Annotated in this window: 24 protein-coding genes and 1 pseudogene; 20 read left to right on the plus strand and 5 right to left on the minus strand. The window is 58.9% G+C overall.

The features are described 5' to 3' along the window. The 9 genes from HY011_30650 to HY011_30690 all read left to right on the plus strand — a co-directional run. Positions 1 to 395 (plus strand): VCBS repeat-containing protein (locus HY011_30650; GenBank protein ID MBI3427309.1); only part of this gene is annotated, 395 nt, incomplete at its 5' end. Between the two features lie 120 nt (positions 396 to 515). Then, positions 516 to 809 (plus strand): DUF4440 domain-containing protein, encoded by a 294-nt coding sequence (locus HY011_30655; protein MBI3427310.1) that lies wholly within the window; start codon positions 516 to 518, stop codon positions 807 to 809. A gap of 104 nt (positions 810 to 913) precedes the next feature. Beyond that, on the plus strand, positions 914 to 1,342 hold the full coding sequence (locus HY011_30660) for a nuclear transport factor 2 family protein (GenBank protein ID MBI3427311.1): 429 nt from the start codon (positions 914 to 916) through the stop codon (positions 1,340 to 1,342). 64 nt (positions 1,343 to 1,406) lie between these two features. Beyond that, the gene (locus HY011_30665) at positions 1,407 to 1,874 is read left to right on the plus strand and encodes a hypothetical protein (GenBank protein ID MBI3427312.1); all 468 of its coding nucleotides are present in this window, start codon (positions 1,407 to 1,409) and stop codon (positions 1,872 to 1,874) included. Positions 1,875 to 1,943: 69 nt separating this feature from the next. Next, a complete protein-coding gene (locus HY011_30670; protein ID MBI3427313.1) occupies positions 1,944 to 2,318 on the plus strand; it encodes an ester cyclase in 375 nt (124 codons plus the stop codon). Positions 2,319 to 2,388: 70 nt separating this feature from the next. After that, complete coding sequence (locus HY011_30675; protein MBI3427314.1) at positions 2,389 to 2,721, plus strand: YdhR family protein; 333 nt, start codon at positions 2,389 to 2,391, stop codon at positions 2,719 to 2,721. 35 nt (positions 2,722 to 2,756) lie between these two features. Beyond that, on the plus strand, positions 2,757 to 3,143 hold the full coding sequence (locus HY011_30680; protein ID MBI3427315.1) for a nuclear transport factor 2 family protein: 387 nt from the start codon (positions 2,757 to 2,759) through the stop codon (positions 3,141 to 3,143). A gap of 39 nt (positions 3,144 to 3,182) precedes the next feature. Continuing rightward, positions 3,183 to 3,560 carry a hypothetical protein gene (locus HY011_30685; GenBank protein ID MBI3427316.1) on the plus strand — a complete coding sequence of 126 codons (378 nt, stop codon included), beginning with the start codon at positions 3,183 to 3,185 and terminating at the stop codon, positions 3,558 to 3,560. Positions 3,561 to 3,845: 285 nt separating this feature from the next. Further along, complete coding sequence (locus HY011_30690; GenBank protein ID MBI3427317.1) at positions 3,846 to 4,178, plus strand: hypothetical protein; 333 nt, start codon at positions 3,846 to 3,848, stop codon at positions 4,176 to 4,178. 37 nt (positions 4,179 to 4,215) lie between these two features. Here the strand turns inward: HY011_30690 and HY011_30695 are convergent, their stop codons facing one another. Beyond that, positions 4,216 to 5,946: a tetratricopeptide repeat protein gene (locus HY011_30695; GenBank protein ID MBI3427318.1), complete on the minus strand. Its 1,731-nt coding sequence runs from the start codon at positions 5,944 to 5,946 to the stop codon at positions 4,216 to 4,218. 709 nt (positions 5,947 to 6,655) lie between these two features. Here HY011_30695 and HY011_30700 point away from each other — a divergent pair. From HY011_30700 to HY011_30735, 8 genes and pseudogenes are all read left to right on the plus strand, one after another. Beyond that, positions 6,656 to 9,619 (plus strand): DUF11 domain-containing protein, encoded by a 2,964-nt coding sequence (locus tag HY011_30700; protein MBI3427319.1) that lies wholly within the window; start codon positions 6,656 to 6,658, stop codon positions 9,617 to 9,619. Positions 9,620 to 9,752: 133 nt separating this feature from the next. Then, a complete protein-coding gene (locus HY011_30705; GenBank protein MBI3427320.1) occupies positions 9,753 to 10,271 on the plus strand; it encodes a hypothetical protein in 519 nt (172 codons plus the stop codon). Then, positions 10,222 to 11,400, plus strand: coding sequence for a FecR domain-containing protein (locus HY011_30710; protein ID MBI3427321.1), 1,179 nt, complete (start codon positions 10,222 to 10,224; stop codon positions 11,398 to 11,400). Before HY011_30705 ends, HY011_30710 begins: the two co-directional genes overlap by 50 nt. A gap of 369 nt (positions 11,401 to 11,769) precedes the next feature. Continuing rightward, complete coding sequence (locus HY011_30715; GenBank protein MBI3427322.1) at positions 11,770 to 12,609, plus strand: purine-nucleoside phosphorylase; 840 nt, start codon at positions 11,770 to 11,772, stop codon at positions 12,607 to 12,609. Positions 12,610 to 12,723: 114 nt separating this feature from the next. Then, positions 12,724 to 13,352, plus strand: a pseudogene (gene udk, locus HY011_30720) (uridine kinase). A 1-nt stretch (position 13,353) separates the two neighbouring features. Next, complete coding sequence (gene cdd, locus HY011_30725; protein ID MBI3427323.1) at positions 13,354 to 13,785, plus strand: cytidine deaminase; 432 nt, start codon at positions 13,354 to 13,356, stop codon at positions 13,783 to 13,785. A 214-nt stretch (positions 13,786 to 13,999) separates the two neighbouring features. Continuing rightward, positions 14,000 to 15,421: an amidohydrolase gene (locus HY011_30730; GenBank protein ID MBI3427324.1), complete on the plus strand. Its 1,422-nt coding sequence runs from the start codon at positions 14,000 to 14,002 to the stop codon at positions 15,419 to 15,421. 36 nt (positions 15,422 to 15,457) lie between these two features. Beyond that, positions 15,458 to 16,777, plus strand: coding sequence for an energy transducer TonB (locus HY011_30735; GenBank protein MBI3427325.1), 1,320 nt, complete (start codon positions 15,458 to 15,460; stop codon positions 16,775 to 16,777). A gap of 93 nt (positions 16,778 to 16,870) precedes the next feature. On the opposite strand, the gene HY011_30740 is transcribed toward HY011_30735, so the two are convergent. Both HY011_30740 and HY011_30745 read right to left on the minus strand, forming a co-directional pair. Next, positions 16,871 to 18,661 (minus strand): tetratricopeptide repeat protein, encoded by a 1,791-nt coding sequence (locus HY011_30740; GenBank protein ID MBI3427326.1) that lies wholly within the window; start codon positions 18,659 to 18,661, stop codon positions 16,871 to 16,873. Positions 18,662 to 18,901: 240 nt separating this feature from the next. After that, positions 18,902 to 19,456, minus strand: coding sequence for an outer membrane beta-barrel protein (locus HY011_30745; protein ID MBI3427327.1), 555 nt, complete (start codon positions 19,454 to 19,456; stop codon positions 18,902 to 18,904). 417 nt (positions 19,457 to 19,873) lie between these two features. On the opposite strand from HY011_30745, the gene HY011_30750 reads away from it, so the two are divergent. The 3 genes from HY011_30750 (at position 19,874) to HY011_30760 (ending at position 23,773) form a co-directional block, all read left to right on the plus strand. Continuing rightward, positions 19,874 to 21,394: a PrsW family intramembrane metalloprotease gene (locus HY011_30750; protein ID MBI3427328.1), complete on the plus strand. Its 1,521-nt coding sequence runs from the start codon at positions 19,874 to 19,876 to the stop codon at positions 21,392 to 21,394. 265 nt (positions 21,395 to 21,659) lie between these two features. Further along, positions 21,660 to 22,421 (plus strand): exodeoxyribonuclease III, encoded by a 762-nt coding sequence (gene xth, locus HY011_30755; GenBank protein ID MBI3427329.1) that lies wholly within the window; start codon positions 21,660 to 21,662, stop codon positions 22,419 to 22,421. Between the two features lie 11 nt (positions 22,422 to 22,432). Beyond that, the gene (locus HY011_30760; GenBank protein MBI3427330.1) at positions 22,433 to 23,773 is read left to right on the plus strand and encodes a glycosyltransferase; all 1,341 of its coding nucleotides are present in this window, start codon (positions 22,433 to 22,435) and stop codon (positions 23,771 to 23,773) included. Between the two features lie 152 nt (positions 23,774 to 23,925). On the opposite strand, the gene HY011_30765 is transcribed toward HY011_30760, so the two are convergent. Both HY011_30765 and HY011_30770 read right to left on the minus strand, forming a co-directional pair. Next, positions 23,926 to 24,375: a transposase gene (locus HY011_30765; protein ID MBI3427331.1), complete on the minus strand. Its 450-nt coding sequence runs from the start codon at positions 24,373 to 24,375 to the stop codon at positions 23,926 to 23,928. A 375-nt stretch (positions 24,376 to 24,750) separates the two neighbouring features. After that, the coding region (locus tag HY011_30770) for an IS4 family transposase (protein ID MBI3427332.1) at positions 24,751 to 25,761 on the minus strand (1,011 nt) is incomplete at its 5' end.

Below are 25,761 nucleotides of genomic sequence, written 5' to 3' on the forward strand. Positions count from 1 at the left end.
GATGTAGCCGTCTTCCGGCGCGCGACGGGCACCTGGCTGGTGAAACGCAGCAGCGACGGGCAATACCTATCAAACAGTGGGGCGTAGGGACGGATGTGCCGGTGGCGGCGGATTACGACGGGGACGGCAAAACGGACTTTGCCATCTGGCGCGCGGGCGCTTGGTACATCTGGCAGAGCGCGACGGCGGATTATCGCGTGCAAACGTGGGGGACTGCGACAGATACGCCCACGCCCGGCGATTACGACGGCGACGGTAAGACGGACTGCACGGTCTGGCGTGGCAGCGAAGGCCGCTGGTACATGCTGCGCAGTGCGGATGGCGCGTATCAAATTGAAAGCTGGGGCGCGGCAGCCGCACCGTATCACGACCTGCTTGTGCCCAACAGACTATGACGATTGACGGCGCTGGGCGCTGGAAAATAACAGTGGGGACACGGAGCGGGACAACCGTGTTCGTATTTGTCAGCGAACAGGGCCGTCAGGCTCTCTCAAAACATCCACAGGAGGCTAGCAATGCGTGCAATTCGGCAGGCCATTGACGCCGCCAATCAAAGTTTCGTGCAAGCTTTTCAACGCGGAGACGCCGCTGGCGTCGCTGCCTGTTACACCGCTGAGGCGCGCTTGCTGCCGCCCAACAGCCCGCCGCTGACAGGCACGGCGGCCATCGCAGCCTTTTGGCAAGGCGCAAGAGGTATGGGCGTCAAAGCGGCCAAGCTGGAAACCGTTGAACTGGAAACGCGCGGCGACCTGGCCGTCGAGATCGGTCAGTACACACCGACGATTCAACCTGCGCCCGAAACACGATGACCGATGTCGGCAAATATGTCGTCGTGTGGAAAGACGAAGGCGGCGTTTGGAAGCTGCATGTTGACATCTGGAACACCGACACACTGGCCTGAAGGAGCGACGCGATGAATGAACAAGACGACCGCACTGCGCGCAAGGCGAACCTGCGCAAAATTGTCGAGGCGTATTTCGAGGCATGGCGACGGCAAGATTTTGCGGCCATTCCTTATGCCACGAATGTCTGTTTGCGCGCGCCGCTGGCGCCGGGTGGCGTCCATCAGCCACTGCGCGGCATTGCGGCTTTGCGTGAACATTGGTGGGCGCCGTTGGAACTGGCCTTGGCGGGCGTGGGAATCACTATTCTGGATTGCTATTTCAACGCCGCGCTGACGGCGGTTTGCGCCGAAGCGTTGATCACGCTCAACGCGCTGGCGCCGCCGATCACCTTGCGTGTGGCAGATCGGTTTACCGTGAATGAGGCGGGCGAAATCAGCGAACAGGAAAACCATTTCGATCCGCGCGATGTCACCAATCCGGGCTGGCATAACAGCTAAGGTTAGACTCGCAAGACTTGGCGAAGACAATCATTCGGCAACATCAACACAAAGGAGCAACCCTATGAATCGAACTGTCGCAGCCGTCGGTTTAATCACTGTTATTGTTTGTTTCACTTTCGCCCAACCCGCGAAACCGAACCTGACTGGTACTTGGGAGCGTGTAGCGATGAGCGGCGCTGGCAACCCGGGCAAGGAAGCCATGACCATCGTTCACACGGAGCCATACCTTTACCTGCTTTACCGCATAAAAGATGGCGCCGGGGAGCGCACGCTAGATCTGAAAGGGATCATTGATGGCAAGTCGCATAAACAAGAGACGGAAGGGCAACCCGCAACGGTCATGGCGCAATGGGAAGGGCCGGAATTGATTTTGGACATCGAGCGCGAAGCCAGTTTTGGGTACTCACATACCCGGCGGAAAATAAAAATTTCAACCGATGGCAAAGCGCTGACAACCGAGCGGACGTGGTACACAAAAGAAGGGGCGCTAAGAAAAGAAACGGGCACAGAGAAATGGGAAAAGAAATAATTTCCCAACGGCGAACCTTGGTCTCACACCTTGTCAGTCGCAAGCAGAACTAAAAAAGGAGCAAGCATCATGTCTGTCACTGAAAACAAAAACCTCGTCACCCGCTACTTCACCGCCTTGAGCGGCCAGCCCAAACCCGAAGCGCTGGTGCGCCAATACACCAACGATCCGGCGTTGTTGGGACACGTCGCCTTTTTTGAAGCCGCCTTTCCGCGCTACGAGTTGTTTGCCGATGACCTGCTTGCCGAGGGCGACAAGGTCACCGTGCGCGCTCGCTTCGCAGGCGTGCAGCGCGGCGATTTGATGGGCAGCGCGCCCACTGGCAAAGCAGTGGCGTTGCCCTTCATCATCATTTACCGCATCGCGGACGGTTTGATCGCCGAGCATTGGATGGCTGTGGATCAGCTTGATCTGATGAAACAACTCGGCGTGATGCCGTCGTAACCAGCCGCCGCGCCTATTGCGTTCGAGTAGCGCGGCCCTCCATTCACCAAACCAGCAAAAGGAGCAAATTATGTCAGGCAAGATTTTGCAGATTAACTTTCAATTCAACGTACCGCGCGCCGCTTACGAACAAACCGTTGCGCCGCTGGCGAGCGAGTTCGCGGCGGTGCCCGGTTGCCGCTGGAAGATTTGGCTGATGAACGAAGCACACAATGAAGCCGGGGGCATCTATCACTTTGAAGACGATGCTGCGTTGCAGACATTTCTCGGCGGCCGGCTGGTCGCCCAAGTAACCAGCCATCCGGCCCTGAGCGATTTCGGCGTCAAACAGTTTGACGTGCTGGAAGCCGTTACCAAAGTGACGCGCGGGCCGGTGGAAAAGGCTGGTTCGGCTGCGGCGTAATGCGGGACTATCTGACGACGCAAAAGGAGCAAACAATGAGTGCACGTAGTCCTGAGTTAGAGAGCATCCGCACGGTGATTGAGCTGTACATTGATGGCGTCCGCACTGGGAACATCGAGTCATTGCGGCAGGCCTTCCATCCACAAGCAGCCATGTTCGGTTGGAAAGGGGCAGACTTGTTTGTCACGCCGATCCAAGGGTTATTTGACTATGTCGGCGCGACACCCGCGCCGGCCAACAGCGGCGAGCCGACGAAGTTCATCATCACGTCCATGCAAGTGGCCGGGAATGGCGCCACGGTGGAATTGGCGATGGATGCCTATCACGCGCACGATTTTCTGGATTTCTTTCAGTTGCTGAAAGCCGAAGGCCGGTGGTGGATTGTCAGCAAACTGTTTCAGGCCGATCCGCAAAGCGCGTGAAATACCTTCGATTCGAATCTTAACCAAAGGAGCAACTTTATGGCGCAATTTCCCGAAGCATTTGGCATGTCCGTCACGGTCGCGGATATGGATACGGCCCGCCGCTTTTACACCGAGCTTTATCCGCACGACCGCGTGTTGAACGGCGTCTTCGCGGGGATCAACTATCTCAGCCTCATGCGCGACGGCGAGACGCTGGTGAATATCTTCGAGCAGGGCGCGCACAACCCGCTGGCCGCCATCATGCCGACGTTGAAAGTGGACTCGGTGGCCGCCTTCGAGGCGAAGATCAAAGAACTCGGCGGCAACGTGGTGATTCCCGGCAGCCTTTGTCCCTGCACGGATGCGCCCTTTGCCGTCTGTGTGGATGTGAGCGGTAATCAGTTCATGATCAAACAGCCGCGGGCCGCCGTTTAGAGCGGTTTGCAGTTGCGTTTACGGGAGTCAGTTGACGCTGGGACAGTACCGCGCGCGTGAGCAAGCGGCGCGTCAAGCTTGTTGACGCTGGGACAGTACCGCGCGCGTGAGCAAGCGGCGCGTCAAGCTTGTCCCCTGGGCTGAATTGCCAAAACTCCGCTTGCTGACGCGCGCGGTACTGCCCTGCTGCGCGGTTTTCCCGTACACCGTAGTGAAAACCGCTCTAGGCCTGAGGGTTGACGTACTGCTTTAATTGATTCGAAAACAAAACGAGGAACGAACACGATGCAATATCTCGTCACGATGGAATTTGTCGAACCGGGGCCGCTCTTGCCCCCGCAGCAATTGGGGCAGATGGTGGAGCAAGCCATCCCGCCCAGCTTTGAGGTGCTGGCCGGTTGGCAGGTGGAAGGGAAGGTCGCGGCGGGCGGCGTCCTGACCGGAACGCGCTCCGCGAGCTTCGTCATTGATGCGGCAAATCACGATGAACTGGATCAACTGCTGGAAGGGTTGCCGTTCTGGGCAGTGATGAAAACCAGCGTCGCGCCCTTGCAGGCGTTTGCCCAGCGTGCGGCGAATGATCGCGCCTTGCTGGAACGGATCAAAGCGGAGCAATAGGTGCAGACATGACTGCGCACGATTGCTCAGGCCCGTCTTAGCGTCCGGTTTCGATTTGTTGTTTCAACGCGACGGCGTCGCGGTTTTGCGGGTCAATCTGCAAGGCCTGGCGGGCGTGCGTGAGCGCCAGGGCGCGATCATTGCGCGCCAGGAAGAGGCGGCAGAGCGCCAGATGTCCGCCGATGTGGCGCGGGTTCCAATAAACGGCGGACTGGTAGGCGCTGACCGCTTTGTCCAATTCGTTGCGGCGTTGCAGCACCGTGCCCAGCAGAAAATGTCCTTCGGCATTGGTCGCTTCGACGGTAAGCAGGCGTTGCAATTCGAGGATGGCTTCCGGTTCGTTGCGCGCGTCGAGCAATTGGCGGGCGCGGTCGAGGCTGGCCGTCGGCGCAGAAACAGACGGGGAAGCAGGTTGCGATGTATTCGCGGGCGCTGACGCGGGAATCGTGACGGGATTGCCCGCCGTTGAGGGAGAGACCGCTTTAGCCTTGCTGGCGCTGTCGCGTTTCTGTTCCAGTTTGCTGAATTGCGCGCGGTTGAATTCGGTCTTTAAGCGCAGCGGCGCGGGAATCTTGTCTGGCGCTACGGCCCAGCGCGCATAATTCGGGAAGTTGCGTTTGGCCTGGTCATCCACTTTGCCGGCTTCAGCCGTATTGCCGCTGGCTTCCAGCGCTTTGGCCCAGAGGAACAAGGTTTCGCCATCGCGCGGATTCTGTTCCGCCGCGAGTTTCAATTGCTGGGCGGCTTCGACAAAACTGCCCGCCTTCCATAAGGCATAGCCGAGGTTGAACCGGTAGCTCGCTTCGGTGGGGCTGGTGGTGACGGCCCGGCGCAACCAGTTCAAGCCTTTTGCTTGATCACCATTCAATAGCCACAAGGCGCCCGCATTGTTCATGGCTTCGGGCAACGGCAGCGCCTCGGCCAGCCGCTCGAAAGCCGCAGCCGCTTCCAGCAGGTTGCCGTTTTGGTGGGCCGCCATCCCTAAATAAAACTGGCTCTCGAAATAATGCGGGTCTTCCAGACTCAGTTGCCGCAACTGCTCGCTGGCATCCACAAAGGCGCGTTGCCGATAAAAATGCATGCCCAGTTCGTAAAGCGCCTGGGCGTAATGATTGTTGCCGCCATTCGCCGCCTCTTGCACGGCACGGCGCAAAAGCATCTCGCGGACTTTGGCGTCTTGCGTTTGAATGCCTTTGACGAAACTTTCATAGGCGCGCGGCGGCACGAGCTTGGCGGCATTGATCAGTTGATCTTTTGAAATGCCGCTGGCGCGGTTGCGTTCGTTGATGACGTTCCAGGCCAACTCGCCTTGCATCGCCTGCAAATCGCTGAGCAGCCCGCTACGCGTGAAGACCTTATTCCCGACCAGACGTCCGCTGCTGACTTCGATCAGCCGCGCGGTGATGGCGATGGAGATGCTGTCATTCGCCCCGCCGATGTCATAAGTGCCAACCAACGCCAGATTGGCTTGGGCCGTTTCGGCGACGCGAATGACGGCGGCGCGCGTCAACAGGTCGCTGGCCCGCAGCCCCAGCTTTTCATAGACCAAATTGCGTTCGTCCGGATTGAGCACTCTCATTTGGGTGTTGTCGAGCAATTCGGCATAGAGCACGACGAAACTCTCGCCCACCCAGTTGTATTCGGGGCGGCCCGATACATTTTCAAACGGCAGCGTCAACAAGACATCAGCGGCGCGGCCCGTGACGGACAGCGTCAGTGCGCTTAACCAGCAAAGCAGCGTGATTCTAAAAAGATGCTTCACAGCCATGGCCTTCTTCCAAAATGGAAAAGCCGTCCCACAACGGCAGGCGGGACGGGCGAACTTACTGGAACAACATAAAATGTATAACTCGTATCTGCGTTCTCAAAACAGGCGCGAGTCTAGCACGCGGTTGAGAACGCGAACAAGTAAGCCGCCCGTCGCGCCGTGGTTATCCATGCGCTTAAAAGCATGGCATTGAGTTAAGCCCTACAAACTGCCGTTCAGAGTTCACGCTTCAGCGTGTCTAAGTCGAATTAACACGCTGAAGCGTGAACTCTGAACTTTAAGTCAGCGTCCTTGCGCTGACTGCAAAATACAGGATAGCCGCGCAGTGCCAGCCCCTCTCGGTCGTGCTTGAAAGTTCCGACAAAGCCGCATTCTGCTTGCTCTTAGACGGCGTTCCGCAGATGATATGCCGCGTATTTGGCAGTTATCGCCAGCGTTGTTTCCCTTCATCAAACAAGACTTTTCATTCCGCTGCCGCAGTGGGCGAAGACGCGGCGGCAGGGGTGATTTCGATCAGCTTTCTAAACATCACGAACGCCGCCCGCCGGGCAGACAAAACGGCACGACCGTCGCGCGCCACGGCCAAGTTTGGCAAAGCAATTCAGCGCCAAGGGGGCAGTCAACATGGGCGTTCCCAGCAGTAGGCTTAACACCGTTGCGAGGTGCTCAAACCCTTTTGACGGTGGCGCGGTTTCAGGAGGCCGCCGCAATGAAGCAGATTATCAATCATTTATCCCACAACTTTCGCTGCCAGTTTGCGCGCGTGAGCCAGTTCAACGTCAGTTTCAAAGTCGCGTTGGCGCTCACGGTGCTGACGCTGGCGATTTGCTTGCCGTGGCCGGGCATCCGGGCACAGCAAACCGGTTTTCAAAAGGGCGATGTTTTTATCTCGCTGTCGAATGGCACGGTGCAACGTTACTCGCAAACCAGCGGCGCGCTGCTGCAAACGCTTGATACCTTCACCGGCATTGGCTCGTTTATCACGGGTACGACCTTTGACCGCAATTCCAATTTATATGCGACGGGCTTTAGCGGCCGCACGATTTACCGCTTTGATGTGAACGGCAACCGGCTGACGGATTTTGGCAGCGCCTTTAACGGACGTCCGGAATCCATCTTGTTCGACGGCGGCGGCAACGTCTATGTGGGCACGGTGGACGGCGACAATGACGTGCGCAAATTCGACGAAGCCGGCAATCTTTTAGACCGCTTCGATGTTGCCACGGATCGGCGCGGGAGCGATTGGATTGATCTGGCGGCGGATAAGTGCACGCTGTATTACACGTCGCAGGGCGCGCGCATTTTGCGGTATGACGTCTGCGCCAAAACGCAACTCGGCGATTTCGTCAACAACCTGCCTTACTCGGCGTCATACGCCTTGCGGCTCTTGCCCAGTGGCGGTTTGCTGGTCGCCGATACCAACGAAGTTTTGCGCTTGGACGCCACGGGCAACATCATCCAGCGCTATGACGCGCCGGGCGAAGACGATTGGTTTGCGCTGAGCCTCGACCCGGACGGCACTTCATTTTGGAGCGGAGGGATTTCAACCGGGAACGCTTACAAATTTGACTTGGCCAGTGGCAACCAGATCACCCGCATTCCCACCGGGCAGGGCGCGATTTTTGGAGTGACCGTGCTGGGTGAACTGACGGTCATCAATCCCTCGCCTTCGCCGACCGCGACACCGACAGTCACGCCGACTGCCACGGTCACCCCGACGCCGACGCCCACGCCGACGCCTACGCCAGAGGCAATGGCGGATTTGGCCTTGGGCAAAGCAGTGACGCCCGGTGTGGCAACCAATGGAATGCTCCTGACGTATACGTTGACCCTCAGCAACAGCGGGCCGACAACGGCGCTCAATGTTGTTCTGAGCGACAACCTGCCCCTCAATACGATCTTCGTTTCTTGCACGGCAAGCGGCGGCGGCGTTTGCGGTGGCGAAGGCCGGAATCGCACGATCAGTTATCCGGAACTGCCGATTGGTACGGCCATTGTGACGCTGGTGGCGCGCGTGGATTGTATCGGCATCGAAGGCGCCTTATTGATCAACACCGCGCAAGTAACGTCCACCACGCCGGACCCGAACACTTTGAACAATACGGCGCTGGCCCCGGTGACGGCGGCATTGCCGCAACCCCGCATTACCATCGGCCCGCCCGCCGGGTTCAACTTCAGCGAAGTGACCTTGCGGCGCGAGGGCCTCGCCAACCCGCAATGGTATCCCTTCACGATTGAAAACCTGGGCTGCCTGCCGCTGACCGTCAGCTTTGCCGTGCAACGCACCGGCGCGGATGTCAGCAGCGGACGTATCAGCAATGCCAACGACATTGCGACCTTCCCCGTGGCGTCTGTCGGCGCAGGCGGCGTAGTGCAGTTGCTGGCGAACGATACGCCTTTGACGATTCCGAGCGGGGCACAAGGGAATTTCCGGCTCTATTTCAACCCGAAGATTCCGGTGGCGGCAGGCAAGACGACCGGCTTGAGCGCCAGCCAGGCGATTCCCGATCTGATCAATTCGCTGTTGACGATTTCCACCAATGCGGCCACTGAAACGGGGCCAGCGCGCTTTACTTATCCGGTCACTGGTCGCGTGGCCCCCAACATCAAACTGATCAATCCGTTGACGCCGAGTTTGGCGCCGCTGGTCGTGCTGGCGCGCAACAACGACGAATTCTCGGTGGAATTCTCGGTGCACGACGCCGACATGGATACCTACTGCGTCACCTACCAATTCCTGAACGAAGGCGATGTGCCCGTCGGCGATGCGCCGGTCTTCTATCTGGATGCGGACATTGCCAAAGCCAACATGGTGCGCGGTCAGAGCTTCACGGTGGTGAAGAAGTTCAACGGGGCTAATAGCCGTCCTGAAATCCGCCGCGTGCGCGTCACCGTGCACGACCGCCTGATCAATGTGGTCGAAACCTCCGGTGCGGTCGGCTCGCAAAATGGCCGCGTCGTCAACGTTTCAGCGGCCAGCTTTGCCCCACAAGGGTTGGCGGTCGAATCCATCGTGGCCGCGTTTGGCAGCAAGCTCGCCGTCGAAACGCGCGCGGCAAGCACGACGCCGCTGCCCACCGAATTGGCGGGCACGCGGGTGCTGATCACCGATAGCAACAACATCGAACGCCCCGCGCCGTTGTTTTTCGTCGCGCCCGGCCAGGTCAATTACCTGGTGCCGCGCGGTACCGCCACCGGCCCGGCGTTGGTGACCATCGCGGCGGCGGATGGCGCGCTTTCGACCGGGAACATCACGATTGCCGATGTCGCTCCGGCGCTGTTTACCGCCGATGCCAGCGGCAAGGGCTTGCCGGCGGGTCTGGTCTTCCGCGTTAAGGCGGATGGGACGCAGGTTTATGAGGCGCTGTCTCGTTACGACGCCACCGCGCGCCGTTTCGATCCGGTGGCGATTGACGTGAGCAATCCCAAAGAGCAGGTCTTCCTGGTGCTCTTTGGCACGGGCTTCCGTTATCGCCGCACGCCATTGGCGTTGCGGGCCACGGTGGGCGGGCTGGATGTGCCGGTGACCTTTGCCGGAGCGCAAGGCGGATTGGCTGGCGTAGACCAAGTCAACTTGCTGCTGTCGAGCAAACTGGCCGGACGCGGCGACGCCGAGTTGGTTTTGTATGTTGACGGCAACGCGGCCAGTCCCGTGCGGGTGCAAATTCGTTAAGCCAGGGCGTTGCCGGTATTATTCCGCCGCGTTCCCCTGAATTGCGGCATGGCTTGTTATCAAACTTCAGTTGGCGTGAGCCAGCCGGAACGGCTGAGCGCCCATCCGGCTGGCTCACGAAGGAGGAATCAGAATGAGAAGGTCTCAAAGTGCCATTGTCAGTTTGTGTTTGAGCTTGGCGCTATCACCTCTGGTCGCACCCCTGCAAACGCTGGCTGCTGATTTGCACACCACAGGTGTTGATGCGTCGCGCAATAACCCTTCGGCCACTCCCATCGGCACCATCGAATCAACCGGCGCGATGCTCATCAACGGACGCGCCGCCAGTGGCAAGAACGTGATTTGGGACGGCGAGTTGTTGCAGGCCCCCGCCGAAACTAGCGCCGTCGTTACTTTAGAAGCGCTCGGCCAGGTCAAACTGAACAACGGCGCACTTGTCCGGTTAAGCGCAGGCAACACGAACGAGCAGAGCAAACGTATGCTGCTCGCAGTGGTTCAGCAGGGCCAGATCGAAGTCGAATTGCAGCCTGCCGCCAGCGCCTATCTGGAAGCGGCGGGGCAAAGCCTGGCTGGCGACGGGCAATACCAAACTCAAACTCGGTGTGCGCAAGGGCGCGGCGACGCTGGAAACGGCCAGCGGATTCGCCGGTGAAATGGGCAGCTTTGCCGTGCGCCTGCCAGGGTTGTCAACAGATACGGCAAACACGCCCGCTCCAACAGTCAAACCTGTGGCGGTGTCCGAACGCGCCGCCTTGCTGCGTTCGATCAAACTCGTCACCGGTGTTGAATCGGCGCGCGCGGTCAAGCTTTACGCCAACAGCAAAGCCGGCATGATCGGCATGGTCGAATCCGCCGGCACGGTCAAGATCAATGGCCGTGACGCGCGCCACCATGAACTGCTCTGGGATGGCGAGATCGTGCAAGCCCCCGCCAATGCCGCCGCGCAACTCTCGCTGGCCGGTCTGGGCCAGGTGCAATTGACCAAAGGCTCGGTGGTCAAGCTCACCACCGCCGCCTTGCCGAACGCCAATCGCGTGCTCACCGCTGCGGTGCTGCAAGGCGAAATCGCCGTCAAGCTGCAACCCGAAATCGCCGCTTATGTCGAGGCCAGCGGCAAATCGTTCGCGGCGGATGCCGGGTCGCGCTTCCGCGTGAATGGCCGTGATGGCAACTCGGTCGTCGAGGTCTTCGCGGGCAACGTGCGCGAGATCGGCAGTTGGAATGTCGAGCTTTCGACAGACGTGATGGAGCAGGCCGCGCAACGCCACGCCGGGCCGCGCCAATACAACATCCGCCCCTTGACCAATGGCGAAAAGGCGGGCGGCTACCTGATGAATGTGCGTGCGCAAAGCACCCAGACCTTGCGCTTCCTCGTCACCGATGCGGCGGGCAAAGCGGCGGCGGGTGTGCCGGTGGTGTTCACACTGAACGCGGCGGAAGGCCAGCCGGTGGGACAACCAGTTGGAATACTGGGAGCCGGTGTGGATGCGGGCAAATACTTCGAGACCAAAACCGATGCGCAGGGCGTAGCGGTTGTGCCGTTCAACGCCGGTTCGGCCACTGGCTCGACTTCGCTGAGTGCCGCCGTGCGCGGCACCAATGCGGCCAGCGCCAACGTCGTCGTCGTGGATGACGACGACAATAAGTTTTGGACGAAGCGCAACGCCATCCCGGTCTTCATTGCCGCTGGCGCAGCCATCGTCGCGGGCATCGTGATTTACGCCACGCGCGAAGACCGGCTGCCCATTCAAGGCACCGGCCCGACCCAGATCGTGCCTTAACGGCAAGCCGCCGAAAATGTCCAACAGGCAGTTAGAGACTGGCCGAGCCAGCGACTCTAACTGCCTTTTTCTTTGCCTTGAGCTTGGGGGCGAGGCCGCGCGTTGAGTTGCGATCTGTTGCCTGACTCCTAGTCCCTGACTCCTGACTTGCCGGAAATCAACGGCTATTTTCAAGCGATCAGGAGTCAGGAACCAGGAGTCAGGCATCAGATTGAGTGTCAGGGTTCAATGGTTCACTCAACTTCGACCATTTGTCGCGCCCGCAGAATGGCTGGCGACGCTTGCCGAAAGCTGTCTCGCCAAGCAGAATGTGTAACCACCAACACCCGCAAACACAAAAAACCGAATGAGGAGTGACCACGAGCATTGATGTCCACTGCGATATTTGACCGCGCGCAAACCGCTGCGCATTTCATACGCCAACACCACCCCGCGCAAATTGATGTTGCCGTCGTACTCGGTTCCGGCTTAGGCGCGTTTGCCGAAACGCTGCGCGACCCGGTGATCATCCCCTACGAACAGATTCCCGAATTCGCCCGCTCGACCGTCGAGGGCCATTCGGGCCGTTTGGTAATCGGCCAATTGCCCCACACCGACCGGCGCATCAACGTCGCCGCGATGCAAGGGCGCTTTCATTATTACGAAGGCTATGCCTTGGAAGACGTGACCTTGCCCATGCGCACGTTCGGCGCGCTGGGCGTTAAAAAGCTGATCCTGACCAACGCGGCGGGCGGTGTGAATCCGGCTTTCAGACAAGGCTCGTTCATGCTCATCAGCGATCACATCAACCTGATGCTGTTCAGCCCGTTGCGCGGCCAACACGATGAACGGCTGGGCGCGCGCTTTCCCGACATGACCGAGGTTTACAGCAAGGCCTGGCGGCAACTCGCCAAAGAATGCGCGGCAGGCATGAATCTGCCGTTGAATGAAGGCGTCTATCTGGCCTTGCAAGGGCCGAATTACGAAACGCCCGCCGAAGTACGCATGGCTCGCTTGCTGGGCGGCGATGCGGTCGGCATGTCCACCGTGCCCGAAGCGATTGTCGCCAAACAGATGGGCATGGAAATTCTAGGCATCTCGCTCATCACCAACGCGGCGGCGGGCATTAGCGACGAACCCATCAACCACGCTGAAGTGATGGGCACGGGACGGCTGGTGAGCGGACAATTTTTGATGTTCTTGCAGCGCTTAATCGCGAGTAGTCAGTAGTCAGTAGAAGTACTGCTGACACTGACCACTGACCACTGACCACTGACCACTGACCACTGACCACTGACCACTGACCACTGACCACTGACTACTGACTACTGACTACCGATTACTATGATCATTGGCATCTCCGGCGGCACCGGGTCGGGCAAAACGACGGTGGCGCGGCGCATTTTGGAAAACGTGAGTGACGAGCAGATCGTGTTTTTGCAGCAGGACAGCTATTACCGCAACTTGGGTGACATGCCGGTGGAGTTGCGGCACCAGATCAATTTCGATCACCCCGATGCGCTCGATAACGATTTGTTCGTCAACCCGTCAAAGCCCTGCGCGCGGGCGAAGCCATTGCCATGCCGGTCTATGATTTCGCCAAACATCAGCGCAAAGTCGAGAGCGTACACATTGAGCCGAAGCCGATTCTGATCATCGAGGGGATTCTGGTGTTTGTGGATGCCGCCTTGCGCGCGTTGATGGACGTGAAGATTTTTGTGGATACGGATGACGACTTGCGTTTCATCCGCCGCTTGCAACGTGACGTGAAAGAGCGCGGGCGTTCGGTCGAATCGGTGATCAAACAGTATTTGGAAACGGTGCGCCCCATGCACAGGCAATTTGTCGAGCCGTCCAAACGGCACGCCGATGTGATCATCCCCGAAGGCGGCCATAACGAAGTCGGTATTGATTTGATCTCCGGCAAGATCAGAGCCAAGTTGCAGGAAGAACTGGAAAAGGTGAGGTTGTAAGATGGGCAGCAGCAGTCACGAGCAACGCAAACAGGCAGCAACGCGCGCCTTGGTTGAGAGCGCCAAACAAGTGCGTGAACGCGCGCACGCGCCGTTTTCCGATTTCAAAGTCGGCGCGGCGCTTGAAACCGCCGATGGCCGCGTGTTCACGGGTTGCAACGTCGAGAATTCAAGTTACGGCTTGAGCATCTGCGCCGAACGCGTGGCCCTCTTCAAAGCCATTTCGGAAGGCGTGCGCGAGTTCACCCGCATCGCCGTGATCGCCGATACGCCCGCCGGGATGCCGGTGCGCCCGTGCGGCGCCTGCCGCCAGGTGATTTCGGATTTGATGGGCGGCGAGGCTGAAGTCGTCATGGCGAATCTGCGCGGCGAGATCGAAACGCAACAGGTCAAAGAATTGTTGCCTGCGCCATTTGATCGTAATTTTTTGTAGCCGAGTGTCCATAACCAAGAGATGCAAGACCATGCTCAAGCAAGCTAAATCGAAGCAACCGACTTCGGCACACGCCGGTTTATCAGAGCGTTGCAGCAGCGGGTGTTTAGAGTTCCGCCTTCAGGCGGTCAGCGCGCCGCAGGTGCGCCAAACCGGTGCTACGCGCCGCCGACCGCCTGAAGGCGGAACTCTGAACACCCGCGCGCCGAGGTGCATGTTTCGGCTGGTTTTCCAACCGCAGTTGTTTCAGTTTAGCGCGCTCACTTTGCTTTTCCTGGCGTTGTTCTCGTTGACGGCGCGCGCGCAAAACAATCGTCTTGATCTATTGATCATCAACGGCACGGTCGTCACGCTGGATGGCGAGCGGCATTTGTACGATAACGGCTTCGTTGCTATTCGCGGTGCGCGCATCGTCGAAGTCGGCGAGATGGCGGCGCTCAAGCGCAAAGGTTATACAGCCAAGCAAACGCTGGACGCGCGCGGCAAAGCCGTCCTGCCCGGCTTGATCAATACGCACACGCATCTGCCGATGGTGCTTTATCGCGGCATCGCTGACGATTTGAATTTGCAGGAGTGGCTGACCAAATACATCTTTCCCGCCGAAGCCAAAAATACGACCAAAGACTTTGTCATCTGGGGCACACGGCTCGGGCTAATCGAATTGATTCGCGGCGGCACGACGACCTACGCCGACATGTATTACTTCGAGGACGCGATGGCCGCCGAAACCAAACGCGCGGGCGTGCGCGGCGTGCTGGGCGAGACGCTGATTGATTTCCCCGCACCCGACAACAAAACGTGGGCCGAAGCTGTGAGTTACACCGAGGCCTTTTTGAAAAAGTGGAAGGGTGATGCGTTGATCGTGCCCGCCGCCGCGCCGCACGCGGCTTACACCGTCAGCACCGAGCACCTCAACGAAGTGCGCGCGCTGGCGGAAAAGTACGACGCGCCGATTCTGACCCACATCGCCGAAGCGCCGACTGAAATCGAAGACATCCGCAAACGTTATAACGCGCGCCCCGTCGAATACCTGGAACGCATCGGCTTCCTTTCGTCCCGCGTCTTGGGCGCGCACGTGGTGCACGTGAACGACGCCGAGATTGCCACGCTCAAAGCGCGCGAAGTCGGTATTGCGCACTGCCCGCAATCCAATATGAAGTTGAGTTCCGGCACCGCCCCCGTTCCGCAAATGTTGGCGCAAGGTTTGCGGCTGGGTTTGGGCACCGACGGCGCGGCCTCGAACAACGATTTGAATCTGTGGGAAGAGATGGACACGGCGGCCAAATTGCACAAGCTGATTTCAATGCAGCCGACCGTGGTGACGGCGCGCGAGGCGTTGGAGATGGCGACCCTGGGCGGCGCGCGCGCCTTGCATCTGGAAAAGGAAATCGGTTCATTAGAAGCAGGGAAGCGCGCCGACGTCATCGTGGTTGGGCTGGATGCGCCACACCAGACACCGCGCTATAATCTGTACTCCCATCTGGTTTATGCGACGAAGGCCTCCGACGTGAGCGACACCATCGTCAATGGCCGCGTGTTGATGCGCCAGCGGCGGCTGTTGACGTTGGATGAAACGACGGTCAAAGCGCGCGCGAATGAATATCAGCGGCGCGTGAGCCGGAGCTTGCAGAATTAAACGATCAGCGTGAGCACCGAATTGTTGAGTATGCGTATGCGTGATTCCAATTTTAAGCGGCTGTTGTTTGTGCTGGCTGCGGCGGCCCTTATCGGTGCGCCTGCGGCCTGGGCGCGGCAGGGCCAAGCTGCTCCTGCGCCGGTCAAACGGCCCGCCAACCCGCAACCCAAGCCCGCGACGACGACGACAAAATCTGTCGCAACGACTACGAAACCGGTTACTGGAGCGACTACCAACGCTGCGAGCAAGAAAGCCACGCCCACCCCAACGCCTAAACCTGGCACCGCGCCAGTAGCACCGCAGGAGTCAAAACCGGAGGTCGCGGCGGAGCAATTGATCGAACAGGGCAAGGTGCTTTACAAGGCGAACAAGTTCCCGCAAGCGCAGGCCAAGTTTGAAGCCGCGCTCAAACTGGAACCGGAACGTGATGACGCGCTGGGGCTGGCGGCGGATTTGGCGTACCGGCTGGATGATCAGCTCAAAGCGCGCACCTGGTTTTTGCGGCGCGCTGAATTGCCGAATCAGAAAGACTCAATTCGCGCTTACTGTTTTTACCGCGCCGCCCTGTCGTTTTGGCGCGAAGCTCATGATGCCATTGCCATGAATGGTAGCTACAAAGACGGCCAGACGACCTTCAAGCTGCCGGACAAACAGGTGGCGGAAGTCGAAGAACAATTGACCAGCGGGTTGTATTACGCCGAACGCGCCATTGCCAGCATCGCGAATTTTACCGAAGCGCATACGTTGAAAAGTTTGCTGCACAGTGAGCATGCGTTCATCACCGAGGCGGCTAAGAAAGTCGAAGAGCACCAACGCCAGAGCCTGAAATCTTTGCGCCGGGCGTTGGAACTGGTCAAAGACAAAGACCCAAAGACGCTCTCCGCCGACTTCGGCAGCCCTACCGTGATCATCGGTGAATTCGCCCCTACCAAAGCGGATGAGGATAAAGCGCCCGCGCCGGATCACAAATTGGTCGAGGGCGGCGAAGTGCTGAAACGCGCAACCCCGGTTTTTCCTTCAATCCTGCCGGCCAAAAACGCCGCTGGCGGTGATAACACCACGGGCGTCACCAAAGACGGTGGAGCCGTTTCGCTGGGTGGTGGCCGGGGCGCGCTGACCGCCGCATATGCGCCGGGCAAGGTGAAAGTGGAAGTGCTGGTTTCGATGCTCGGTGACGTCGTGTTCGCGCACGTTGTCCAAGGCCGCTCCGATCTCAATGCCGCCGCCATCACGGCGGCGCGTAAGTGGAAATTCAAACCGGCGACGTTTGAAGGCAAGCCCGTGCAATTGAGCGGCGTGATTACCTTCGACATGCGACCGGGCCGCCCCGCCGCTACGCCGACACCGAAGCCGTAAGGAAAACTGGAAGCACAAACGCAAGAGCACGCCTCAGCATGAATTGCTGAGGCGTGCTCTTGCGTTTGTCTACCCGCCTTCCTTAACAAAACGTTAGCGCGGTCGGGTAGTGTTGGGCAGGGTGAGTGCTGGTAAATTCAGCGGCCATGGTGGGAGTGAAAAGGCCTGCCGCTGGTATTCGCGCGCTTTGGCTTGCTCGCCGAGCGCGGCGAAATTCAAGGCCAACTGCGTGAGCGTATAGGCTTCGCGCTCGCGGTCTTTGAGTTCGCGCCAAATGTTCAGGGATTGGGTGAGCAATTCAACGGCTTTTTTCCTGTCGTTGCGGGCGGCTTGCAGTTCACCCAAGGTCATCAGCGTGGCGGCTTCGCGCGGGCGGTCACCCACCGTGCGCAAGAGCGGCAGGCTTTGTTCATAACTGGCCAACGCGTTGGGCGCATCGCCGAGGGCCTGATAAACGAAGCCGAGATTGCTGAGCGTGATGGCTTCGTTGCGCTGGTCGCCGAGCGCGCGACGTAACGCGAGCGCCGCTTGAAAAGTGTCCAGCGCGCGCGCTTTGTCATCGGTGCTGAGGTACAACGTCGCCAGACTATTGAGCGTTAACGCCTCGCCGCGTTTGTCACCGCTGGCGCGCCGCAATGACAAAGTGTCTTGATAAAGCTTGAATGCTTCAGTGAACTGCCCCTGACTGGCTTGCAGGTTGGCTAGATCATTGAGCGTGGCCGCTTCGCCGCGCATGTCTTTCAGTTCACGCCAGAGCACGAGAGCCTGGTTGAGGTACGCCAGGGTACGCGCGGGTTGCCGTAAGGCGTCGCTGATGAAGGCCAGATTGCTCAGCGTCACCGCTTCGCCACGCCGGTCTTCGGCTTTGCGCCAGAGTGGCAGCGACTGCTCACAGGCTTTAGAGGCTTCGTCCCACTGCCTGGCCTTGGCTAAGAGGTTGCCGATGGTATTGAGCGCCGACGCCTGGCCGAGCGCATCATCACTTTCGCGCCAGAGCGCGAGTGCTTGTGCATAGTTTTCCAGCGCCTGCTGTGCTTGTCCTTGCTCTTCGTTGACTTTGCCTAGGTTGTAAAGATTCGCCGCCGAACCGCGATCTGCTGTGAGGATGGGATTGTTGACCGCGCCGCCGTCCTTGGTCGAAGCGGTGGCCGTCGCCCCCAAAGGACGCAAGAGTCCCGCCGTTTGCACCAATAGTCGGGCCTGGTTGAAATAGGTTTGCGCCGCGCGCCGGTCACCCAGGGCTTCAGACAAACGGCCCAAGTGGTTCAAACTTTCGGCTTCACTGATACGGTCGCCCGCATTGCGCCAATGCGGCAGCGATTCTTTGTAATAACCGATGGCCTGGCGGCGGTCGCCCAGGGCATCGGTGATTTCAGCCATCAGCTTTAAGGTGCGGGCAATCTCGTTGGCCTCGCCCGCCGCGCGCCAGAGTTTGAGGGCCTCGCCATACTTCGCCAGACTGGTCCGCAAGGCTTCAGAAGTGCCCGCTGTGCGCGCGCTTTGTGCCTCTTCCGCCAGGCGCGTTGCCAGCATCGTGCGTTCAGATCGTTTCAAATTTCGCGGCGGTTGCGGGCTGGTTGTGTATGGCAGGCTGAGCCGATAGGTTTCGCCAAAATCGCTAAACGAAGGCGAGAGGGTGGGGACATGCAATGTGAAAGAACCGGTGCCAGGTACCGCGCTTGAGCCTGCCGCAGAGCCTGAACCAGTTTTGCCGGGCGCGGCAGGGTTGGGCGGATTGCCTTTGGATTGCTTGGCCGGTGGCAACGGAACTTGTCCAAAAACGGCGAGTGTGCTGCCAAGCAAGATGGCCTGCGCCAGCCAAAATCGCAACCCGGACGTGCGCCCAATTCCACCCGTGCCGAACTGAATCTGTTGATTGTTCATCCTGAAACCTGCCCGTCTCTTTCTGGAAAATTGCCGGTGCAAGGCTAACAAAAATGTTCTATGTTAGCTATGTAAATAACAGAGAGTTCTTGGAGAGGCGGTCAACGGCACCTTGTGCGCAACCGTTGCGAGAAGCTGGCAGAGACTGTGTGAGGGAGAATAGCTTGGAGAGAGCAAGAGCCGGGCGCTTAGTGAGAAACTACGCGCCCGGCTCTTGTGATTTATGCAGGCCGGAGTACCTCAGTGGTCGCCCAGCCGCAGTACGAGACCGGTTGAAAGCCGGAAGTTATTCGAGTCGTCAAGACTGTCATGCACGTATACGTAATCCGCTTGGAAGAGCCGGATGGCCAGATGCTTGGCGATGTGCGCATCCAACCCGCCGCCCACGGCCAACGCAAAGTCAGCCTCGCTGGTGCTTACCCGGCCAGTCGCCGTGCGCGCCGAAACGTGACTGCGTGCCGCGCCGAGCAAGAGGTGCCCAAACGGCTGCCATACGTCGTTCTTGCGATAGGCGACTTGCGGCCCCACCAGGAACAGATGGGCGCTGACGTCAGCACGCACGCCGGGGCTGAGTTGGACGTCGCCATAGTGACCGCTGAAATCAGCCTTCACCCCGAACCATTTGTTCAAGTTGCCGGTGACTGACGCGTTCCAGCCGTGTAAGTCCAGATCGAGTGCATCATCCGTGTGTAGATACGAATAGCCGCCGAAGATCTCGACCTTGGGTTTGTCTTGTGCAAGTGCGGCCAGCGGCAACAACAACAACAAGCTGGCGGCAACGAATAGTTTTCGCATATTTGGTTTCCTCCGTAAAATTCAAGCCTAGCGGGTCATGTGTTTGTGAGCGAACAATCAACAGCAGCGTCGGGGCCTGAAGCGAACTGTGATGAGGAAGTGAAATTCGTTAGGTGACAGATCAATTTGTTAGTGGCCAATTCGTAACTGATCATCGTTTGGCCATCGTTTGGATTGAACGCCTGCTGATCTTCGTCAAGCTAAGTGAGCCATTACCGTTGTGTACATCGGGGCTGCTCAACGGCGCGCTAATTATCTGCAATTCGGCCTGGATTGCAAGTTAAAATTTAGCAGCCGTTGGAGTTAGCCAAAGCGCCCCAAGGTTGTGCCGCTGACTCGCGTTGGCGCTTGGATTGGCGTATGCTGCGCGCCGATGAACTCGGCAAGTCATCACCAGCAATTTTGCGGAGGGAAGCAATGCTACTTCACTTAACCGTGCAAGCAGGAAGTGCCGCAGGTGTGCGGCGTAGCCTGGAACAGACCGCCAACGCGCGTCTGACCCTGGGCCGTAGTGCTGAATGCGCCTGGCAATTCGATGCGCCGATGGTTTCAGGGCAACACGCCTTTGTGCACGCCGAAGATGACGGTTTCTATCTGACCGATCAAAACAGCACCAACGGCACGCTGGTGAATGGCGTGCGCATTCAACGTGTACATCTGCGGGCGAGCGATGTCATTCAACTTGGTTACAACGGCCCGCAACTGCGTGTCGAACTCGAACGCACCCAAGCAGCACCCGCGCCCTTTGATGCATTTGCCACAGTGCCCGCGCCGCCCCAGGCGCCGCCGCTTGCCCCAGCGCCGCCCTCGGCGTTTGCCAATGTCGGTTTGTATGACCCGGACAAAGATGCGGGCAAAGCGCCGCGCTCAATTGGGCTGGGGTGCGCCGCGCTCTTTGGCGGCTTGCTGGCGTTCTTGGTGCTGGTGTTGACGGTGTCGAGCCTGGGCATCATTCCGAGTTTCATCGGCGCGCTGACGGCCTTTATCCCGGCAGTGGCGTATCTGCTTATCTTCCTCTGGCTGGATCGGTACGACCCTGAGCCGTTTGCGCCGCTGGCCTTCGCGTTTGCCTGGGGTTCACTGTTCGCCATCTTTGTTTCAGGTATTTTCAACAGCGTCTTTGGCTCGGCTGCCATCTCGGCGCTGGGGTCTTCAACGGGCGATACGCTGACCGGCATCATCTCTGCGCCCTTTATCGAGGAAGCCACCAAGGGACTGGGCGTGCTGGTGATCTGGGCGGTCTTCCGCAAAGATTTCGACAGCGTGGTGGATGGTATCGTTTACGCGGGCGTCGTGGCGTTGGGTTTCGCCGCCGTCGAGAATGTGGATTATTACGGGCGCGCCTTTACCGAGGGCAGCTTTGCCGGACTGTTCAGCACCTTCATTCTGCGCGGCGTGCTCTCGCCCTTTTCGCACGTCTTGTTCACCAGCATGACCGGCATCGGCTGCGGCATTGCGCGCGAGACGCACAATGCCGCCGTGAAATGGTTTGCCCCCTTGGCCGGCTACCTCGGCGCAATGTTTTTGCACGCGCTCTGGAACACGCTGGCCTCGTTCAGCAGCCAGGTGTTTTTCACGGGTTATTTCATTTTCCAGATGCCCCTGTTCCTGGCCTTCATGGGCTTGCTCGTCTATCTGGTCAGACGCGAAGGCCGCATCTTGCGCATGACGCTTGCCACCGAAGTGCAACGCGGCTTGATCACGCAACAGCAACTCGACACGGTGGTCTCGGTCTTCCGCCGTTCGGGCTGGGTCTGGTCGTCCCTGGGGAACGCCACCCAGATGAATGCACGGCGGCAGTTTTTGCGCGCGGTCGCCAAACTGGGGTTGTGTTACTGGCACGTTGACCGTGCTGTGGCGGCGCAGTCCCAAACGACGAGTTTCACCTTGATCCCGAAATTACAGGCGGAGGTCTTTGGGCTGCGCGACCAGATTTGAAAACAACAGGCCAGATTCAGCGGCTTGCGTTTGAATTGGGCCTGCGCTCGTGCCGAATGAGGCAGGAGTTGTTTGTCGGACGAGAGAACGCTGCCGTGATGGATGGCGCGGGGAAGATGAATTGGCTGTCGCGGCGGTAGACGAAGTATCACCTGATCAAATAGCGCTGGGAGCGCGGTCGTCCCGACCGCAGGAAAAAGAAACCGCGCTGCTTCCTTAGCTACGCAAGCTTTAACTTGTATAGACGAAAAGGTACTTTGATCGTATGCGCATACTGACCCTCAATCTCAACGGCATTCGTTCGGCGACCGCGAAAGGCGTCGTCTCCTGGCTGGCGGAAACGCGGGCCGATGTGATCTGTTTGCAGGAAGTGCGGGCTTTGCCGGCCCAAATCCCGCCCGAATGGCAGACGCTGGGCTATCACGCCGAGTGGTATCCGGCGGAAAAGCCCGGCTACAGCGGCGTGGCGGTGCTGTCGAAAACCAAACCGAAGCGCGTGACGCGCGGCATCCAATGCGACCGCGATCACGAGGGCCGTGTCTTGCAGGTGGATTTCAAAGACGTGAGCGTCGTTTCGACATATATTCCCTCGGGCACGAGCAGCCCGGAGCGGCTGGCGATCAAGCTGAAATTCATGGACGAGTTCCTGGCGCATTGCCAACGGCTGCGCAAAAGCAAACGCGAGCTGGTGTTTTGCGGCGACTTCAATATCGCGCACAAACAAATTGATCTGAAAAACTGGCGCGGCAATCAAAAGAACAGCGGCTTCCTGCCCGAAGAGCGCGCCTGGCTGGATAGCTTCCTGGGCGTCGGCTATCACGACACCTTCCGGCACTTGGTCGGCCCCGAAGCCGTGCATTATTCGTGGTGGTCAAATCGCGGCAATGCGCGCGCCAACAACGTTGGATGGCGCTTGGATTATCACCTCGCGACGCCGGGGCTGAATAAGATCGCGCATTCGCCGGTCATTCACGGCGACCAGTTTTTTTCGGATCACGCGCCGGTCGTGATTGATTACGCGGTCTAACGCGCTTGCCCATGCGAATCCTGCAAATCAGCACCTGCGATCAAGCGGGCGGCGCTGAAAAAGTCGCCTACGATCTGCACACCGCCTATCGCCAGCGCAGCCATCAAGCGCATCTGGCGGTCGGTCATAAAAAGCTGAATGACCCTGATGTCAGCCTGATCAATCACAACGCCTATCGCCCAGCTTGGACACGGTTCTGGCGCGCGCAACAACTCGCGCTTTGCCAAAAGGAAATTCACGTCGCGCCCGTGTTGGCGGGCTGGTTGGCCGATGCGGCGGAACCGCGCGCGTGGTGGGAGCGCACGCGCGGGCTGGAAAATTTCGACTATCCCGGCGCTTGGCATGTGCTCGACTTGCCGCCACAGCGCCCGCAGGTCGTGCACGCACATAACCTGCACGGCAAGTATTTCGATTTGCGCGCCCTTGCAGCGCTCAGTCAACAAGTGCCGACGTTCGTCACGCTGCACGACGAATGGATGCTCACGGGGCATTGCGCCTACACGTTTGGCAGCGAGCGTTGGCGGACAGGCTGCGTGGATTGCCCGGACTTGGCAATCAACCCGGCGCTGACGCGCAACACCACCGCGCAAAACTGGCGGCGCAAACAGCGCATCTATCAGCAAGCCAAACTTTATATTGCCGCGCCGAGCCGCTGGTTGTTGGCTGAAGCGCTCGATTCGATTCTGCATCCGGCGCTCATTGAGACGCGCCACATTCCCAATGGCGTGGCGCTCGAAACCTTTCACCCCGGCGACAAACAGGCGGCGCGGGCGGCCTTGCAACTACCGCAAGACGCGGACATCGCGCTCTTCGTCGCCAACAGCACGGTCAGCAATCCTTTCAAGGATTACGCCACGCTCGAAGCGGCTATCGAATGCGTTGCCGCGACCCGGCCACCGCGCGAAACGGTCTTCGTCAATTTGGGTGAAGCTGGAATGGAGAAACAGATCGGGAATGTGACTGTGCGCTTTGTCGGCTATCAACGCGAACCGCAGCAGGTTGCCCGCTTTTACCAAGCGGCGGATGTTTACCTGCACGCCGCCCGCGCTGAAAATTTCCCCTGCACAATTCTCGAAGCCCTGGCTTGCGGCACACCCGTTGTCGCAACCGCAGTCGGCGGCATCCCCGAACAAATCAGCGAAGGTATCACCGGATTTTTGGTGCCGATAAAAGATCACGCCGCCCTGGCCGCCCGAGTTACCGAGTTGTTTGCTGATGCGGCCAAGCGCTATCGAATGGGCGCAGCCGCTGTCGGCCATGCGCATGAGTATTTCAGCTTGGATCGCCAAGTCGCGGCGTATCTGGATTGGTATCAGGCCGTAGCTTTGGATGATAAAAACACACAGAGATGATCTCAAAAGTCTAAAAAGCCCTAAAACATTAGGTCTAAGTAGTGCTTGATGAAAAGGACTCGAACGAAAGCCCGATATGCTCTTTGACTAACTTCGAGAAAGCGGTCTAAACGACGAAAGCGATTGACCCGAGCAAAGGAGCGTTCGACTTTCTATCGCTGACGACAATAACGTTTCCCGCGTCGTTCTTTTACGGGCAATGTAGCTGGGTCAATCTTGCGATTGCGACGATAAGCAGCAATCGGGACGATGCGACGGCGACGCAATGCTGCTCGTAGCTCATCGCTGTCATAACCTTTGTCCAAGCCTAATCGTTTGGGGCGACGACGACGCTTCCCAATCTTGATACCATCAATGGTCTCTAACAGATTGCTCTGGTCATGGCGGTTCGCTTTACGCAAGGTAAAGTTCAAGGGATGGCCATTGGCATCAATCACCAAATGGCGTTTAAGCCCGTTAACACGGTGCTTCCCTGAAAAACCTAGTTGGCTTTTCGCCCCCTTTTTGTCTTCACCACACTCGCGTCGTGATAAGCATTGTTGAGGTTGATGAGTCCCTTGCGATCCGCTTCTTTCATTAAGTCGCCCAAGATTTTTTGCCACACGCGACGCCCTTGATAATCCAACAACCGGCGCTGGCAAGTTTGATAGGAGGTGGCAATATCGTGTGGCAGATCTTCCCAACAGCAACCGGTGTTCATGGCATAAAGAATGCCGTTGATGACTTCACGATCATCGCTTCGCGGTCGCCCCATTCGTTTTGGTTTTGGCAACAGACGTTTGATTCTTTCCCATTGAACGTCACTCAAATCAGACCGATACGCTTTGCGGGGTAGTGAATGTACGGGCAATTTCATAGGCGCTTGTCACGAACTCCAGATTTTTCAGGGTGGAATTCTTGATTTTACGCCTAAATTATCAGCATTTTCGACTTTTGAGATCACCTCATAGTCAGTAGCCCGCGCGTCAGCCTTGTCATTACCTAGTTTTTTTGAGTTTCTGAGCCAAGCGAACCCCCTCAACCAACGATTGCAAGACGACGTAGCCGTGCCAAAGTGTAATCCAGCCTGGCAGTCCGTCACGGTTGCGATTGAGATGTCCGCCCAAACGACCCAGTGCCAGTGCGACTTCCTGTGCGGTCGTCAGTACGCGGTCGGTCTTGGCTGCCAGGACATCCCGTTCCAGTTGACGCAAAGCCGCAGGCGCGGCGGGTCTCAACCGCACCACTTCGCGCAAATGCAAGAGGCGCAAAGCGACGATACTCAACAAGGCGACGGCCGCCATCAATGCCGCACCGGTTGCCAGTTGCAGCTTTTCAATGCCCAGACCGGTTTTAAGCGCCTTATGAAATTCTTCCACCAGCCAGCGCGGCGCGTATTGCAAGGCGCGCTCCAGGGCCTGGGCCAAGGTTGTGACCTCGGCATTGCACCACAGCCTCCATTCCAACGGCGCTGCGCCAGCGGGCGGGTCGGTTTCCCACACGCGCACGACGGTGCAAGCGTGCGCGGGCAACGTGCCTCTGCCGTGCCCAGGTCGCCAAGGCGCACGCAACCGCACGCGCGTCGCACTGACGCTCAAACGCGCCGTGCGCGCCGCTTGTCCGGGCCGCGCGCGCAACACCAAGTTGAAAGCGCCCCGGCTGGGTTGGCGACGGGCGGTGGCCAACAGCCGACCGGCAGGCGCACCGGTTGCAGCGACCAACGCGCGGTCTTGCGCCGCGCGCACCACGTAGCCGTGTCCTTCGGCCGCACAACTCGTCAAGAATTCAAAGCTGTCTGTGCCACGATCACAGACGCGCACCCAGCGGATGTCCGGCCTGTCAGGCGCCGTACCCAGCCGCGTCGTCGGCACTGCCCAGACTTCCGATTCACGTTCGCGCAGCAGGCGGGCGCGGCGCGTTTCGTGGGGCGGCGCGGCTTGTCGCACGCGCCCTTGCTGGTCGGCCAAGCCAATGATTTCGACCGCGGGGCGACGTCCCGGCGCTTCGGA

Source organism: Acidobacteriota bacterium (assembly GCA_016196035.1).
Classification (GTDB): domain Bacteria; phylum Acidobacteriota; class Blastocatellia; order RBC074; family RBC074; genus JACPYM01.

What these genes read in the sequence shown, in the direction of transcription:
- xth (MBI3427329.1), top strand. Translation starts at nt 21,660, where the DNA reads ATGCGCATACTGACCCTCAATCTCAACGGCATTCGTTCGGCGACCGCG.
- HY011_30705 (MBI3427320.1), top strand. Translation starts at nt 9,753, where the DNA reads ATGAGAAGGTCTCAAAGTGCCATTGTCAGTTTGTGTTTGAGCTTGGCG.
- cdd (MBI3427323.1), top strand. Translation starts at nt 13,354, where the DNA reads ATGGGCAGCAGCAGTCACGAGCAACGCAAACAGGCAGCAACGCGCGCC.
- HY011_30675 (MBI3427314.1), top strand. Translation starts at nt 2,389, where the DNA reads ATGTCAGGCAAGATTTTGCAGATTAACTTTCAATTCAACGTACCGCGC.
- HY011_30735 (MBI3427325.1), top strand. Translation starts at nt 15,458, where the DNA reads ATGCGTGATTCCAATTTTAAGCGGCTGTTGTTTGTGCTGGCTGCGGCG.
- HY011_30750 (MBI3427328.1), top strand. Translation starts at nt 19,874, where the DNA reads ATGCTACTTCACTTAACCGTGCAAGCAGGAAGTGCCGCAGGTGTGCGG.
- HY011_30655 (MBI3427310.1), top strand. Translation starts at nt 516, where the DNA reads ATGCGTGCAATTCGGCAGGCCATTGACGCCGCCAATCAAAGTTTCGTG.
- HY011_30685 (MBI3427316.1), top strand. Translation starts at nt 3,183, where the DNA reads ATGGCGCAATTTCCCGAAGCATTTGGCATGTCCGTCACGGTCGCGGAT.
- HY011_30695 (MBI3427318.1), bottom strand. Translation starts at nt 5,946, where the DNA reads ATGGCTGTGAAGCATCTTTTTAGAATCACGCTGCTTTGCTGGTTAAGC.
- HY011_30670 (MBI3427313.1), top strand. Translation starts at nt 1,944, where the DNA reads ATGTCTGTCACTGAAAACAAAAACCTCGTCACCCGCTACTTCACCGCC.
- HY011_30665 (MBI3427312.1), top strand. Translation starts at nt 1,407, where the DNA reads ATGAATCGAACTGTCGCAGCCGTCGGTTTAATCACTGTTATTGTTTGT.
- HY011_30760 (MBI3427330.1), top strand. Translation starts at nt 22,433, where the DNA reads ATGCGAATCCTGCAAATCAGCACCTGCGATCAAGCGGGCGGCGCTGAA.
- HY011_30700 (MBI3427319.1), top strand. Translation starts at nt 6,656, where the DNA reads ATGAAGCAGATTATCAATCATTTATCCCACAACTTTCGCTGCCAGTTT.
- HY011_30740 (MBI3427326.1), bottom strand. Translation starts at nt 18,661, where the DNA reads ATGAACAATCAACAGATTCAGTTCGGCACGGGTGGAATTGGGCGCACG.
- HY011_30690 (MBI3427317.1), top strand. Translation starts at nt 3,846, where the DNA reads ATGCAATATCTCGTCACGATGGAATTTGTCGAACCGGGGCCGCTCTTG.
- HY011_30745 (MBI3427327.1), bottom strand. Translation starts at nt 19,456, where the DNA reads ATGCGAAAACTATTCGTTGCCGCCAGCTTGTTGTTGTTGTTGCCGCTG.
- HY011_30660 (MBI3427311.1), top strand. Translation starts at nt 914, where the DNA reads ATGAATGAACAAGACGACCGCACTGCGCGCAAGGCGAACCTGCGCAAA.
- HY011_30680 (MBI3427315.1), top strand. Translation starts at nt 2,757, where the DNA reads ATGAGTGCACGTAGTCCTGAGTTAGAGAGCATCCGCACGGTGATTGAG.
- HY011_30715 (MBI3427322.1), top strand. Translation starts at nt 11,770, where the DNA reads ATGTCCACTGCGATATTTGACCGCGCGCAAACCGCTGCGCATTTCATA.
- HY011_30730 (MBI3427324.1), top strand. Translation starts at nt 14,000, where the DNA reads ATGTTTCGGCTGGTTTTCCAACCGCAGTTGTTTCAGTTTAGCGCGCTC.